This is a genomic window from Bradyrhizobium sp. 41S5, assembly GCF_011516665.3.
In the GTDB taxonomy this organism is placed as follows: domain Bacteria; phylum Pseudomonadota; class Alphaproteobacteria; order Rhizobiales; family Xanthobacteraceae; genus Bradyrhizobium; species Bradyrhizobium quebecense.
Genome location: NZ_CP083721.1, coordinates 3,526,531 through 3,540,901, shown reverse-complemented (window position 1 = coordinate 3,540,901; position 14,371 = coordinate 3,526,531). Strand labels below are relative to the sequence as shown.

General features: G+C 65.4%; 16 protein-coding genes. 9 read left to right on the top strand and 7 right to left on the bottom strand.

Features of this window, described 5'->3' with window-relative positions; all coding sequences use genetic code 11:
- The first annotated feature begins 9 nt into the window (after nt 1-9).
- The 3 genes from HAP47_RS16720 (at nt 10) to HAP47_RS16710 (ending at nt 2,036) form a co-directional block, all read left to right on the top strand.
- Complete coding sequence (locus tag HAP47_RS16720; RefSeq protein ID WP_173637301.1) at nt 10-789, top strand: NAD kinase; 780 nt, start codon at nt 10-12, stop codon at nt 787-789.
- Nucleotides 790-902: 113 nt separating this feature from the next.
- Complete coding sequence (locus tag HAP47_RS16715; RefSeq protein ID WP_092115128.1) at nt 903-1,448, top strand: response regulator; 546 nt, start codon at nt 903-905, stop codon at nt 1,446-1,448.
- A gap of 9 nt (nt 1,449-1,457) precedes the next feature.
- A complete protein-coding gene (locus tag HAP47_RS16710) occupies nt 1,458-2,036 on the top strand; it encodes an Hpt domain-containing protein (protein ID WP_173637302.1) in 579 nt (192 codons plus the stop codon).
- A 59-nt stretch (nt 2,037-2,095) separates the two neighbouring features.
- Here HAP47_RS16710 and HAP47_RS16705 read toward each other — a convergent pair whose 3' ends face one another.
- The 4 genes from HAP47_RS16705 to folE form a co-directional block, all read right to left on the bottom strand.
- On the bottom strand, nt 2,096-3,277 hold the full coding sequence (locus HAP47_RS16705) for a DUF2336 domain-containing protein (RefSeq protein WP_173637303.1): 1,182 nt from the start codon (nt 3,275-3,277) through the stop codon (nt 2,096-2,098).
- A 161-nt stretch (nt 3,278-3,438) separates the two neighbouring features.
- A complete protein-coding gene (locus tag HAP47_RS16700; RefSeq protein ID WP_173637304.1) occupies nt 3,439-4,443 on the bottom strand; it encodes a transglycosylase SLT domain-containing protein in 1,005 nt (334 codons plus the stop codon).
- Between the two features lie 111 nt (nt 4,444-4,554).
- Entirely contained in the window at nt 4,555-4,983 is a 429-nt protein-coding gene (hisI, locus tag HAP47_RS16695; protein WP_173637305.1) for a phosphoribosyl-AMP cyclohydrolase, read from the bottom strand.
- A gap of 28 nt (nt 4,984-5,011) precedes the next feature.
- Complete coding sequence (gene folE, locus HAP47_RS16690) at nt 5,012-5,692, bottom strand: GTP cyclohydrolase I FolE (protein ID WP_173637306.1); 681 nt, start codon at nt 5,690-5,692, stop codon at nt 5,012-5,014.
- Nucleotides 5,693-5,931: 239 nt separating this feature from the next.
- Here folE and HAP47_RS16685 point away from each other — a divergent pair, with 239 nt between their 5' ends.
- On the top strand, nt 5,932-6,378 hold the full coding sequence (locus HAP47_RS16685) for an iron-sulfur cluster assembly scaffold protein (protein ID WP_029080129.1): 447 nt from the start codon (nt 5,932-5,934) through the stop codon (nt 6,376-6,378).
- 21 nt (nt 6,379-6,399) lie between these two features.
- Here HAP47_RS16685 and HAP47_RS16680 read toward each other — a convergent pair whose 3' ends face one another.
- On the bottom strand, nt 6,400-7,317 hold the full coding sequence (locus tag HAP47_RS16680; RefSeq protein ID WP_173637307.1) for a hypothetical protein: 918 nt from the start codon (nt 7,315-7,317) through the stop codon (nt 6,400-6,402).
- A 302-nt stretch (nt 7,318-7,619) separates the two neighbouring features.
- Between HAP47_RS16680 and yidD the strand changes: the two genes are divergently transcribed.
- The 3 genes from yidD (at nt 7,620) to HAP47_RS16665 (ending at nt 8,718) form a co-directional block, all read left to right on the top strand.
- Nucleotides 7,620-7,913 (top strand): membrane protein insertion efficiency factor YidD, encoded by a 294-nt coding sequence (gene yidD, locus HAP47_RS16675; RefSeq protein WP_210285207.1) that lies wholly within the window; start codon nt 7,620-7,622, stop codon nt 7,911-7,913.
- 99 nt (nt 7,914-8,012) lie between these two features.
- Complete coding sequence (locus tag HAP47_RS16670) at nt 8,013-8,180, top strand: hypothetical protein (protein ID WP_173637309.1); 168 nt, start codon at nt 8,013-8,015, stop codon at nt 8,178-8,180.
- Between the two features lie 211 nt (nt 8,181-8,391).
- A complete protein-coding gene (locus HAP47_RS16665; protein ID WP_173637310.1) occupies nt 8,392-8,718 on the top strand; it encodes a GrlR family regulatory protein in 327 nt (108 codons plus the stop codon).
- Nucleotides 8,719-8,759: 41 nt separating this feature from the next.
- Here the strand turns inward: HAP47_RS16665 and HAP47_RS16660 are convergent, their stop codons facing one another.
- Nucleotides 8,760-9,896 (bottom strand): MFS transporter, encoded by a 1,137-nt coding sequence (locus HAP47_RS16660; protein WP_173640465.1) that lies wholly within the window; start codon nt 9,894-9,896, stop codon nt 8,760-8,762.
- Between the two features lie 121 nt (nt 9,897-10,017).
- Nucleotides 10,018-11,331, bottom strand: a complete 1,314-nt coding sequence (locus HAP47_RS16655; RefSeq protein ID WP_173637311.1) for an ATP-dependent Clp protease proteolytic subunit — start codon at nt 11,329-11,331, stop codon at nt 10,018-10,020.
- 228 nt (nt 11,332-11,559) lie between these two features.
- Between HAP47_RS16655 and thrS the strand changes: the two genes are divergently transcribed.
- Both thrS and HAP47_RS16645 read left to right on the top strand, forming a co-directional pair.
- Entirely contained in the window at nt 11,560-13,605 is a 2,046-nt protein-coding gene (gene thrS / locus HAP47_RS16650) for a threonine--tRNA ligase (protein WP_173637312.1), read from the top strand.
- Nucleotides 13,606-13,689: 84 nt separating this feature from the next.
- Entirely contained in the window at nt 13,690-14,253 is a 564-nt protein-coding gene (locus tag HAP47_RS16645) for a nitroreductase family protein (RefSeq protein ID WP_173637313.1), read from the top strand.
- The last annotated feature ends 118 nt before the right edge of the window (nt 14,254-14,371 follow it).

The following is a 14,371-nucleotide window of genomic DNA, read 5'->3' as shown; positions in this document are numbered from 1 at the left end:
TCGTGAGCGATGGCTAGCTCCAAGCGGTATGACAAGATCGCCTTCGTCGCCAGCGCGAGCGCGGAAGCGCAGACCGCGCTCGAGCAGCTGACCGCGATGTACGGCAACCATTCGGCCGCCGATGCCGACGTCGTGGTTGCGCTCGGCGGCGACGGATTGATGCTGCAGACGCTGCACGCCAACATGCGCAGCGGCAAGCCGATCTACGGCATGCATCGCGGCACCGTCGGCTTCCTGATGAACGAATATTCGACGCACGAACTGCGCACGCGGTTGGCCGCCTCGCGAGAGTCGCTGATCAATCCGCTTCTGATGCGCGCGACCGACATCCACGGCGCGGTGCATCTGCATCACGCCATCAACGAGGTCGCGCTGTTCCGGCAGACCTACCAGGTCGCCAAGCTGCGCATCCTGATCGACGAGCATGAGCGGATGCCCGAACTGATGGCCGACGGCATCCTGGTGGCGACGCCGGCCGGGTCGACCGCCTATAACCTCTCCGCTCAGGGGCCGATCCTGCCGATCAACGCGGCGCTGCTGGCGCTGACCCCGATCAGCGCGTTCCGGCCGCGGCGCTGGCGCGGCGCGCTGCTGCCGAATTCCGCCTTCGTGGTGATCGAGGTGATCGAGGACGAGAAGCGCCCGGTCGCCGCGGTCGCCGACCATGACGAGGTCCGCGACGTCCGCCGGGTCGAGGTGCTCTCCGACAAGACGATCGCGATGCGGATGCTGTTCGACCCCGGCCACTCGCTCGAAGAGCGCATCCTGCGCGAGCAGTTCGGCTACTGACGGCGCGCCGCCCTTGCTCCCCTTGCCCGGCAACCAATCATTAACCCCGGGCAGGATATGGTTAACGTCGGGTAATACCGCATTGGCCCGGTATGCCCGTTCGGGACCGGACCATGTATCGCATCGATTTCAACAAGCTGCGATTTTTGATTTGCGACGACAATCCGCACATGCGCCGCATCCTGCGGACGCTGCTGCATTCGTTCGGCGCGCGCGAGGTGTATGAGGCCGAGGACGGCGCCACCGCGCTCGAGATGTACACCCATTACGTGCCCGACATCGTCATCACCGACTGGTCGATGCCGATCTTCGACGGCCTCGAGCTCGCGCAGATGATCCGACAGCCGGAATCCAAGGGCAATCCCTACGCGCCGATCATCATGCTGACCGGGCATTCCGAGAAGCGCCGCGTCACCGTGGCGCGCGATGCCGGCGTCACCGAATTCCTGGCCAAGCCGATCTCGGCCAAGGGCCTCTACCAGCGCATCATGAACGTGGTCGCCAACCCGCGCCCGTTCATCAAGACCAAGACCTATTTTGGTCCCGACCGCCGCCGCAACACCACCAACACCTATATCGGCCCCGAACGCCGCGGCAGCGGCGAGGTCGAAATCCTGCAACAGCCGTCGCTGCTCGAGAAGGCGCGCTCGACCATTTAGGATATCGCCATGGCGAAAGACAAACCCGGGACGATCGAGGTCAAGAGTTTCGGCACCCACCATGTCATCACGCAGCCGAACCCGCTGCGCAAGGTGCTGCTGCGCGTCCCCGAGAGCGATCTCGACGATCCGGTCGGCCGCGCCGAAAAGGCGCTCGCCGGGTTGTCGGGCGAGTTCAAGGAATGGATGGCGATCGAGGCCGACCGCCTCTCGGCCGCGCACGCCACGGTGCAGCGCGAAGGCTTCAACGACAAGACGCGCGATGAGCTGTTCCGCGCCGCGCACGACATCAAGGGCGATGCCGCGACATTCGGTTATCCCTCGGCGGCGGCGGCGGCCGAGAGCCTGTGCCGTATCATCGAGCACGCGCCCGACCTCGCCGCGGTGCCGGCGCAGCTGATTGCCCACCATATCAATGCCGTGCAGGCGATCGTGCGCAACCGCACCAAGCTCGACACTGCGGTCGTTGCCGGCGTGCTGAGCAAGCAGCTCCGCGGCATCGCCGATGAATTCCTGACCCACGCCAACCGCGACCGGCCCGAGCACCTCGAGGCCATCCTCGCGCCGAGCATCGCACCTGGCGAATAGCGGCGCGCCGCGGCGGCGGCCACGGCTTCAATCATCGTCAATCACGGGAAACGCGGCCTTCAGGCCGCGATCAGATCGTCGTCGTAAGGCAGCACCGCGATCGCGTCTTCCGCGGCGAGCTCCTCGCAGAACATCCGCGCATCCTCGCGAGCCGATTCGGTCGCAAAGCGGCGCAGCAGGATCAGCAGCGGCTCGGCGGCCGAATGATCGGTCTCGCAATGGGTCAGCACGCGCTCGACCATGCGGCGATGCAGCCGCGCGGCGCCGTCGCCGCTGTCGACATAGCCGACCTCGTGGCTGGCCTCGAGCGCGACGCGGAACGCCGCGTAGGTGGATTCCGGCAGGCCGGCCCGCCGCAGCAGCGCCTGCAGGCCGTTGCCGCCGCGGTCGTTCAGGAGCGCGGAAACGCGGCCATAGGGCAGTCCGGACAGTTCGGCGAGCGCGGCCCCGAACAAATCGAGATTGCCCGAGAGCAGCGCGCGCAGGATCAGCCCGGCGGTGAGCTGACCGGTGGCGCGCAGATGCGTGATCAGGTTCTGCATGTCGTCGCCGAAGGCACGCGCGGCGATGTTCACCGTGGAGCGCTCCTTCGCCTCGCCGGCGATGCGGTCGGCGCGGTCGGCGCCGAGCCAGTTTCGCGCGACGACGAACTGCGCCAGCGTGTCGGAGAGCTTTGCGACCAGCGCCAGCCGCGTCGCCGACGGCAAATCTTCCAGCTGCAGCATCGATTCCCTGATGGCGGCGAGATGGCCGTGGCGCTCGACGATGCGGTCGAAGGAGAATGGCGCAAGCCCGGCGTAGGGATTCTCGATCAGCTCGAGCGCGGCCGCCGCCGAGCCGACCTCGGCGATCGCCGCGGCGACCGAGGCCGGCAGATTGGCGCGGCGCGCGATCGCGCACTGCATCTCGTCGGAGCCGGTCGCGACGATGTCGACCAGGTCGGCGTCGATCAACAGCGGCGAATGCTCCAGCACCGGCAGCGCGATCGCCGGCTGGTCGGCCGACAGTGCCTGCACGATCGTGGCCGGCGCCTCCGCGCTGTAGGCAAACACCTCGGCCATCGCCTGTCGCACCAGCGGCGACGGGTCATCGAGCAGCATCAGCAGCGCGCCTTCGGCTGCGATGCGGTCGTCCTCGGTGAGATCCGAAATGAGCCAGGCCCGGGCCAACGCCCGCGTCGCCTCTGCCCGCTCGCCTGCTGGAGCGGTCCTAATCCAACTAATGAACTGCCGAACGATCATGGTCCTGCCGGCTTACGCAACGAGACGGCATCGACATACGACGCCACTACAAGGAAAAATAAACCATGACGCTTAACAAAGGGTTCACCATAAACGTTTGGGATTATTGACGTTTCGTTAAGACGGCCACGGCGCGCCAACGCGCCTGCGAAGCCAGCAATCTAGCCGTTGCTGTAGGTGCCGTTCGGGTCGCTGAAAAGATCAAGCCGTCCGGGCGCGCGGACCTTTGGCGTCGCCGACGCGGTCAGCGATGCGGAATTGCCCCACAGTTCCTGCACCGCCGGCGAGATCGGCTCCGAACGATCGCCGCCCTGGTAGAGCGAGCGGAAGGCTGGCGCCAGCTGTGCCGATGCGACGGCCGAGGTCGCACCGGCTGATGAGGCGGCGCGGGCATTCGGGAAGGTCGAAAGATAGGACGCGGTGTCCATGGTCAGCGCCTGTGTCGGCGCAGCGCTTGCGATCGCATAGGGGCTCATGGTGTCGCCGCCCGCCGCGGCAAAGGCCGTGCGCGTGTCGTTCGAATTCGCAGCCGCGGCGTAGCGCATGGTCAACATCGAATAGACTTGGCTGACGCTGCGCGCGCTGCCCGACTTGTCGTAGAAGATCGACTGGTTGGCGGCCGCCGCCTTCGGAAACATCGCGGCGGCATTGGCGCTCGGGCTGTCCTCGGCGCTCGAGATCAGCTTGCCGGCGCCGCCGACGCCCATGAAATGCGCCATATAGAGCTCGGCATCGGTCGGACGACGGCCGAGCGTGCCGGTGAGCTTGAAGCTGTTGGATTGCGTCAGCACCGCCGCCATCGACGACGCCGCATCGGGATCGTCGCGCAGCTTCATGACCGCACTCCGCGCTGAGGGATCGCTGACCGAATAACTGCCGTCGGAATTCTTGGTGATGGCGTCGGCATACTGGCCGTAGCCCAGTTGGCTTCCGGCCTCCTTGACGGTGCCGAGCCAGGTCTGGTCGATGAATTGATAGAGTCCGTGCGCCGACGAGGTCGTGGCACCGGCCCGCGGATTGAAATTGGATTCCATCTTCGCGGTCGTGAGCAAATATTCGAAGCTCGTGCCGGTGGTCGCGGCCGCCTGCTTGATCGAACCGGCGACCTTCAGGCGCGAAGCATCGACACCTGCCGAAGCCGTCGCATTGAAGAGGTCGACCGCCATCTGTCCGGGTGCCTTGCCGGGCGCCGGCAATCGGCACCCATGTCCGTTCAACTTGCCGTAATTATGGTTAACGGCGCGTTAAGATGAATCCAGAGAGCCCAGCAGGACCCGCTATTTGCGGTAGACCTGCGCCGGATCGAACAGCCGCTCGTCGTCGACAAAGGACAGGCTGACATTGCCGCCCTCGCCCTTTACGGCGCGATAGAAGCAGGAGCGCCGTCCGGTGTGGCAGGCCGCGCCGATCTGCTCGACCTTGATCCACACCGCGTCCTGATCGCAATCCATCCGGATCTCGATCACGCGCTGGGTCTGGCCCGAGCTCTCGCCCTTCCGCCACAGCGCATTGCGCGAGCGGCTGAAATACCAGCCCTCGCCGGTCGCGATCGTCTTGCGCAGGGCTTCTTCGTTCATATGCGCGACCATCAGCACGTCGCCGGTCGCGGCATCGGTCGCGACGCAGGTCACAAGACCTGTCGCGTCGAATTTGGGCTGGAAGGCCAGCCCTTCCTCGCGGTCATGATCGTGGGTCGATGCGGACACGGAAAACCTCGCTGAGGAAAATGCGAGGTTACCGGTTCGGTCCTCGCACCAGGGACAGGAAACGCTGCTGCTCCGCCGGATTGTCGCGGAACATGCCGGTGAAGCGGCTGGTGAAGGTCGATGCACCATGCTTGGCGACGCCGCGCACCGACATGCAGGTATGCTCCGCCTCGATCAGCACGGCAACGCCACGGGGCTTGAGCACCTCGTCGATCGCGGCCGCGATCTGCGCCGTGAGATGCTCCTGGGTCTGCAGGCGGCGGGCGAAGATATCGGTCAGCCGCGCCAGCTTGGAGAGACCCACGACGCGCTCCACAGGCGTGTAGGCGATATGCGCCTTGCCGTAGAACGGCATCATGTGATGCTCGCACTGCGAGGTGAATTCGATGTCGCGGACGAGGACGAAGTCGTCGTAGCCAGCGGTCTCGCCGAAGGTGCGGTTCAGCACTTCGGCCGGGCACTGATGATAGCCCTGATAGAGCTCGTCATAGGCCTCGACCACGCGGCGCGGCGTGTCGAGCAGGCCCTCGCGGCCGGTGTTCTCGCCGATATAGGCGAGCAGCGTCTTCACGGCGTCCTCGGCCTCCGCCCGCGACGGGCGCGGCTGGTCGGCGCGGACGGCCGCCGCCAGGAATTCTGAAGGGTCGAGCTCGCTGGCCTTCGCATCGGCCGGCTTGTTGGGGCGAATCGATTTGATCAAGGCGTCCATGTCTTCTCCGTTCGACCGGCCAGGCATTTGCCTTTGGGCCGGATGTGTCACCGGGCAGACGGGGCGGATCGTCGAACCGCCGGGCGCCTGAGTCCCATCTTTGTAGCACCGCCGCGGCGCAAGTGGCCCGCGGTGGAAGCATAGCCGGGCTATGTTTCGGACGATGCCGTTCATATATAGGACGGTGAGACCCAGCCGCCAAGAGCGCCCGGCGCAGCCGGAACCAGGCACCTACCCCCATGCTGAACGACATTTATAACAAGCGGATCATTGAGTTGGCCGGCAATATTCCGCGCCTCGGACGACTGGCCGAGCCGGACGCCAGTGCCACCGCCCACTCCAAATTGTGCGGTTCGACCGTCAAGGTCGACCTCAAGATGGACGGTCCCGTGGTGACGGATTTCGCCCATGACGTGAAGGCCTGCGCGCTCGGCCAGGCTTCCTCCTCGATCATGGCAAGCCATGTGGTGGGGTCGACCGCAGACGAGCTGCGCGAATTGCGCGAGACCGTCCGCAAGATGCTGAAGGAAAATGGCCAGCCTCCGCAGGGCGGCAAATGGGCCGACATCGCACTGCTCGAGCCGGTGCGCGATTACAAGGCCCGCCATGCCTCCACGCTACTGACCTTCGACGCCGTGGTCGATGCGATCGGCCAGATCGAGGCCAAGGCAAAGCAGCCAGCGTAAGCCCGACCGCCAGCCTCAACCTTACTGCGACGGCTGGACCGGCGCCGGCGCGGCGGTGCCGCCGGTCGGCACCACGGCCTCGGCAGTCTTGGTCGCCTTCGCGGCTTGCGGCAGCGCCTCGCCTTCCACCGCGCTGCTGACGAAGCGATCGGCGTTCTTCGGCTTCGCCTCGGCGACCGGGATTGCATTGTCCTGATGCGGCAGCACGTCGGCGACTGCATCCGTGGTGACGAGATTGGTCAGCCGCAATTCGGCCGCCGACAATTCGTGCAAATCTTCCCACGGCGGCACGCTGAGCGCGAGCGACAGCAGCTCACCCGCCCCACCCATCTCGAAGGTGTATTTGGCAAGACGGCCGATATCGCGCTCGACGATCATCAGGTCCTGCGCGGTGTAGCTGGCGGCCTTGGCGTCATCGGCGCGATCGCCCATCCAGATTTGATGCACCCGGATGTGCGCGGCCGGTGGCACATAGCGCGTCTTGCCCGACAACAGCAGGAACACGCACATCGACTCGCAATAGGCATCCGGCAGCACGCTGGCGCGGTCGCCCTGCGCGGCCGCATTGACGACGCTGGTGCCGACCGTGGTCAGCGCGCCGAGACCGCGGAAGCGGCGGCCGAGCGCGATCGCGTCGTTGACCGAGCCGCCGCTGGAGTCGAGCACGATGGTGGCGCCGCCAAGCTGGCGGCTGCGCGCGAACTCGTCGAATTCCTTGGGGCTGTCGGCCGTGATGATGCCGACCGCCGACACCCAGCCCCGGCAATTCGGCTGGCAGGCGACCCAGCTGAACTTCATCGGCAGCTTGCGTTCTTCGAGGGTCGAGCTGGTCTGCGTGGAGCTCCCCGCCCATGTGGCGGTGCCGGAAACCGCGAAGCAAAGGGCAACGGCGCCGGTGAGCACCCAACTGCGCAACGAAAGCGAGTTCGCGAGCCTCAATTTGGTTCCTTCCCCCAAGCCCTTGGTGATGCGAGCGGTGGCAATGGCCCCATGGCAATGCGCCACGAATCTGTCATCGGCGCGTAATGGGAACGGTAGCGTTGCCGACCTGGACCGTCCATAGGACCCCTTGCTGCACCGCGACCAGCGCTGTGCGATAATGGTAAACTGTGGCGTAAATATCTGTGACAGCACAGTTCCCTGGCTTGGAACCCCCGCAAGACTACGTACATAGTTGCGTCATGCAGCCGACAGATCATTCAACGTCACACCTCTCGCGATGCACGGACTGTGCCAGCACCATGCGCCGCATGCCGCGCAATTTCGGCCGCGTCCTAGTCTGGATCTACCGGCACACGCTGTCACCGCTGGTCGGCTACAACTGCCGGCATCTGCCGACCTGCTCGGTCTACGGCGATGAGGCGATCGAGCGCTTCGGACTATGGGCCGGCGGGTGGATGACGCTGGCAAGATTGCTGCGCTGCCAGCCGTGGGGAACCTCCGGCATCGACAATGTCCCGCAGACGCGGCCGCCTGAGGCACACTGGTATCTGCCCTGGCGCTACGGCCGTTGGCGCGGCGTCAACGACAGTTGATCGATTGCTGCGCCGCTCCCGCGGCGCGCATTGCTGTCCGGCGGAACTGTGGCGATACCTGGCGCATTGTTTCATTGCCCCCTTGGGGAGGAAACAACAATGCGCTGGAAACCCAGCCACAGCGGTCACGATCCCCGGCAGATCGATTTGCTGGCCGTGCTTGCCCTGCTCGTCGTGATCGTTGCCGCCTACGGCTACTTCACCCACAGTCCGAACAAGCCGAGCACGATGGCGTTCATCGTGCCCAGCCAGAGCGTGAAGTGGTGACGCGGAGCGCGTCAGTCGCCGGCTAGAACCAGAAGCCGCGCCACGACCAGCGCGCGACGCAAACAGCCGCAGCGCCAAGCCCCGGACCATGCGCCAACCTCACCCCATGTGGTATTGACGACCGAGCGATCTGCGCCACGCGGCATTGTCTGCATCCCGCATGCACCATAGGCTGCAACCATTGGGACAGATATTTTCTCGGGGGTGCGCATTGCAGGAAGGGTTGTACAAGCTCGAATTTCACACCGTCCACGGCACCGGCACCGGTGTGCTCTACGCGACGGGCGGCAAGCTGCGCGGCGGCAACTCGGCCTTTGCCTTCGTCGACAACTACACCGACCGCGGTGACGGCATTCACGCCAAGGTCTCGACCCAGCGGCACAATCCCGATCCCACCTTCCGGCCGCTGTTCGGGACCGACATGATCACGTTGGTGCTGAAGGGCACCGCGAACGGCGACATGGTCGATTTCGAGGGCGAGGCGCTGCAGCTGCCGGGCGTGAGCTTCAAGGCGTTCCTGACCTGGATCGCCGACTAGCGCTATGGGCGCACGCAGAGAACCGCGTTACGGCAAGAGGCTCACTCGGCTGCGGCAGCGCGCACCGTCTGTCGCGGTCGCGTGATGACCACGACCGCAAGGGCCGCCGCGACGAAGGCCGTGGCCACATAGCCCGCGCTGTAGAGCCATTCGCGCGCAAACAGCAATCCGCCGATCGCGGAGCCGATGGCCTGGCCGATGTAGAGCACCGAGGTATTGAGCGAGACCGATGCCGACGCAAGCGTCGGCGCCGCACCGACCAGACGCACCTGCTGCATCGAATTGGTGGACGCAAAGCCGAGGCCCCACACCGCAACGGAGGCCGCCATCAATGCGTAGGCGCCGGCGCTCAATGCCCAGCCGGCCACGCCGGCGAGCAGCAGCACGGTGAACAGCACCGACGTCTTCCAGGCGCCCCAGGAATCCACGATGCGGGTCGCGATCGCAATGCCGACGAACCCGAAGATGCCGTAGAGCGCGAACACGATGCCGACGGCGTCCGCGTTGGCGCCGGTCAATTTGCCGAGCAGCGGCCCCATGAAGGTGAACACCACGAACTGGCCGGACATCTGCAACGTGGTGATCGACAGCAGCAGGATGACGGTCGGATTGCGGCCGAGATCGGCCCAGGTCCTCAAGTCGACCGGCGCGCCATGCAACCCGCCGGGCAACCGCCACCACAGCAGCAGGCAGCTCACGAGCCCGGTCAGCGCGATCGCGCCATAGGTCGCGCGAAAGCCGTAGCGGCTTGCGATGAAGGTGATCAGCGGCAACCCGATCGCAGCGGCGAGCGACCAGCCGAGGAAGATATAGGCGATCGTGCTGCCGCGCTTCTCCACCGGCACGATCAGCGCCGCGGTGCCGGCCGCCTGTGGCGTGTAGAGGACACCGACCGCAAGCATCACCAGGCGGATGGTCAAGAGGCTGTCGTAGTCCGGCGCGAAGGCCGATGCCGCGTTGGTCAGCGTCAGCACCAGGAGCGTCGCCGTCAGCAGCGCCCGCCGCTCGAACCGGCTGGTCAGCCACGCCGTCACCGGCGAGCCCACGCACAGCACGATCGCGCCGAAGGTGATCAGGAGACCCGCGGCGTGGATCGTGACGCCGAGCCCGTTGGACAGCTCGGACAGCATGCCGGCCGGCGCCAGCACCGAACAACCGGTGACGATATTGCCGAGCATCAATGCGGTGGGAGCGAAGCGTTTCACGCCGCGTTGATAGCAGACCCCGAAATCGATGCAACTGCATCTAAACGCATGGCACGTGATCGATTGGCACGTGATCGAATGGCGCCTGTTGCGCTCATGGCGACGGCGACGCGGCCGGCACCGCGTTGACGCTCGGCGACACGGTGGCCGGCAACGGGCTCGCAGGCTTCGGGCCGGCGCTCGTTGCCGGGCACGACGCCAATAGCTGCGTCCAGCCCTGCTCCAGCCCGGTCGTGTCGATATCGAATGTCGCAAAGTCAGGCTTGAGATCGGACTTGATATCGGACTTCGGATCCGACTTGGGATCGGACTTGCCGTCCGACGGCGGCGTGCTTTCGCCGATCTGCAGATGCGGGACCGCCAGCATGGCCTTGACAGTGTCCGACCCCACCGGGTCGCTCCAGACCTCGTATTTGCCGAACCGCGCCGGCAACCTGCCGAATGCGATCGCCTTGGCGGCGCCAGCCATCATCACCACCGTGCCTTTGCCGGCGGCGCCCTCGTCGAACTCGCGCACGAACATCAGCCGCCCGCGATCCTTGCTCTCGCAGAACAGCCGCCACTCCATCATGCGGAACGAGCTGCCGTCGCCCTTCTTCTGTTGCGCGATCTTGCGGATATAGGGCCGAGTTTCCCTCTCCACCGCCCACAGCGTTTCCGGCAACGGCCGCGTATCGATTCCAAATCGATAGAGTTCCGGCCGCGTCAGCACGTGCAGGTTCTCGAACTTCACGGTCCGGATCAGCTCGCTGAGCTCATGACTGATCCCCATCGCCGCTAGGAACAGGTTGCGGTCGCGATCGGCGCTGACCATCTCGCGCCGCCTGAAATCGGCGACGACCTGCGGCGGCGGATTCCCGTGGACGACGAACATCAGCTTGGAGTTATGCACCGCGAGCACCGAGTCGGGGGCCACTTCACGATCGGTCGCGCCGAGGAACAGATAGGCGCAGGCCGAAACGCACATCGCGTTGCGCGTGGTAAGTTCGGCCTCGACCTCGCCTTTCGCAGCCTTGATCTGCTGGCAGGCGGCGTCGATCTGCGTACCCTTGGAACAGGCCGGCACGCTGGTGCGGCCGACCCGGGCAATCGCCTTGCGTGCACGCAGAAAGCGCGCGATCGCATAGGACTGCTCGACGTTTCCGCCCGGCGAATGAAGGTAGATCGGAAGCTGCGGGTCCTTGACGGCAAGCAGGAAGCTGCGAATCCGCGCCGCGGCATTCCGATCGATCTCGCCTTCGATCGCGATCCAGCGATCGCAACCGGTGCCGCAGGCATTCGCCGGTCCCTTCGCGAGGTAGATGGTCAGCCTCTTCGCAAAGCCGGCCTTCTCGACCGGTGCTTCTTCCGCCCGCAAGACGCCCGGGACCAGAAGCAACGCCACGAAAAACAGGAGACGGGAAAACATGAACCTTGCGGATCGCGCGATGGCGGGAAAGCTGACATTCGACGTTAAACGATGATCGGCAGCGTCGCAACGCTTGGTGCCGCCAGGTTCAGGCGAGCTGCGCTCGAATCGGTGCGCCGGAGGCCCATTTTCTTGATATTGCCGGATTGCAGGCGTCAAATCCCCTGCTATACCGCTGCTTTCCGCTTACCTGCGCTCGTTCGCAGGAGTGAGCTACAGGAGACATCGATGGCAGAAACGCCCAAATCCGAGTCCGGATTCCAGTACAGCCTCTCTAACCTCAAACCCGCAGAGCCCGTGAACAAGATCGCCCTCACCTTCCCTGATGGAGCGAGGCGCGATTTCCCGAGAGGGACGACCGGCCTCGACATCGCCAAAGGCATTTCGCCCTCGCTCGCCAAGCGCACCGTAGCGATGGCGCTCGACGGCACGCTCGCCGATCTCAACGATCCGATCGAAGCCGACGCCAGGATTGAATTGATCAGCCGTGAAGACCCCCGCGCGCTGGAACTGATCCGGCACGATGCCGCGCATGTGCTCGCCGAGGCCGTGCAGTCGCTGTGGCCCGGCACCCAGGTCACGATCGGCCCGGTGATCGAGAACGGCTTCTACTACGACTTCTTCCGCAACGAGCCGTTCACCCCGGAAGATTTCGCCGCCATCGAGAAGCGGATGCGCGAGATCGTCGCGCGCGACAAGCCGTTCACCAAGGAAGTCTGGGATCGCGAGAAGACCAAGCAGGTATTCCGCGACAAGGGCGAGGCCTTCAAGGTCGAGCTGGTCGACGCGATTCCCGGCAACGAGCCGATCAAGATCTATTTCCAGGGCGACTGGTTCGATCTCTGCCGCGGCCCGCACATGACCTCGACCGGCAAGATCGGCAACGCCTTCAAGTTGATGAAGGTGGCCGGCGCCTATTGGCGCGGCGATTCCAACAATCCGATGCTGACCCGCATCTACGGCACGGCGTTCGCCAAGCAGGAAGATCTCGACGCCTACCTCAAGCAGATCGAGGAAGCCGAGAAGCGCGACCACCGCAAGCTCGGCCGCGAGCTCGACCTGTTCCACTTCCAGGAAGAAGGCCCCGGCGTGGTGTTCTGGCACCCGAAGGGCTGGACCATCTTCCAGCAGCTGATCGCCTATATGCGGCGCCGGCTGCTCGGCGACTACAGCGAGGTCAATGCGCCGCAGATCCTCGACAAGGTGCTGTGGGAGACCTCGGGCCACTGGGACTGGTACCGCGAGAACATGTTCGCGGCGCAGTCCGCCGGCGACGAGGCCGAGGACAAGCGCTGGTTCGCGCTGAAGCCGATGAACTGCCCGGGCCACGTGCAGATCTTCAAGCACGGACTGAAGAGCTACCGCGACCTGCCGTTGCGGCTCGCCGAGTTCGGCGTCGTGCATCGCTACGAGCCATCGGGCGCGATGCACGGCCTGATGCGGGTGCGCGGCTTCACCCAGGACGACGCCCACGTGTTCTGCACCGAACAGCAGCTCGCCGATGAGTGTCTCAAGATCAACGAGCTGATCCTGTCGACCTACGCCGATTTCGGCTTCGACGGCGAGCTCACGGTCAAGCTCTCGACGCGGCCCGAGAAGCGGGTCGGCACCGACGAGATGTGGGATCATGCCGAGCGCGTGATGGCGACCGTGCTGTCGGAGATCAAGGCCAAGGGCAGCAACCGGATCCGGACCGAGATCAATCCGGGCGAAGGCGCGTTCTACGGGCCGAAGTTCGAATATGTGCTGCGCGACGCCATCGGCCGCGACTGGCAGTGCGGCACGACCCAGGTCGACTTCAACCTGCCGGAACGCTTCGGCGCGTTCTACATCGATCACGACGGCTCGAAGAAGGCGCCCGTGATGGTGCACCGCGCGATCTGCGGTTCGATGGAACGCTTCATCGGCATCCTGATCGAGCACTATGCCGGCAACTTCCCGCTCTGGCTGGCGCCGACCCAGCTCGTGGTCACGACCATCACCTCCGAGGGCGACGAGTACGCCAAGGTGGTTGCGGCAGCGGCGCGCCGCGCCGGCCTGCGCGTCGAGATCGACCTGCGCAACGAGAAGATCAACTACAAGGTCCGCGAGCACTCGCTGGCCAAGATCCCGGCCCTGCTCGTCGTCGGCAAGAAGGAAGCCGAGACGCATTCGGTCTCGGTCCGCCGCCTCGGCAGCGAGCGGCAGACCGTGATGCCGACCGATGAGGCGATCGCCGCGCTGGTGGATGAAGCGACGCCGCCGGACGTGAAACGGGCGCGATCGGTCGCCTGATCTTCACAATCGGTCTAAACTGCCTTTCGTCGGCTTGGTCGTGCCCCCATCTTGGGGGCACGACTCCACTTGAAGGACATTTCCGTGCCCGATGCCATTGAACTCCTGAAGACACGCCGCTCGATGAAACCGCGCGAGATGACCGGCCCGGGCCCGTCCGCGGCCGAGCTCGAGACCATTTTGACCATCGGTGCGCGCGTGCCCGACCACGGCAAGCTGGCGCCCTGGCGCTTCATCGTGTTCGAGGGTGAGGCCCGCGCGCGCGCCGGCGACGTGATCGCGAAGGTGTTTGCCCGCAAGAATCCCGGTGCGCCCGCCACCGACATCGAGGTCGAGAAGAAGCGCCTGACCGATGCGCCGCTGGTGATCGGCGTGGTCTCCTTCACCAAACCGCACCCGAAGGTGCCGCCATGGGAGCAGGAATTGTCGGCCGGTGCGAGCGCGATGAACATCGTCACCGCCGCGACCGCGCTCGGCTACGGCGCCTGCTGGCTGACCGGCTGGTTCGCCTTCGACCGCGATGTGCTCGACGGTCTCGGCCTGAAGCCGGACGAGAAGCTCGCCGGCCTGATTCACATCGGCACGCCGACCAAGCCGAGCGAGGATCGCCCGCGCCCGGCGCTGTCGGATATCGTGACGCGATTTTAGACGGGGCTCAGCCTTGTAGCCCGCATGAGCCAACGGGTCGCGCGAACGCGCGCCCGATGACGCGATATGCGGGTCCCTCGTCCCGGGTGTCGCGTTGCTCACCCGGGCCACGAAAGCC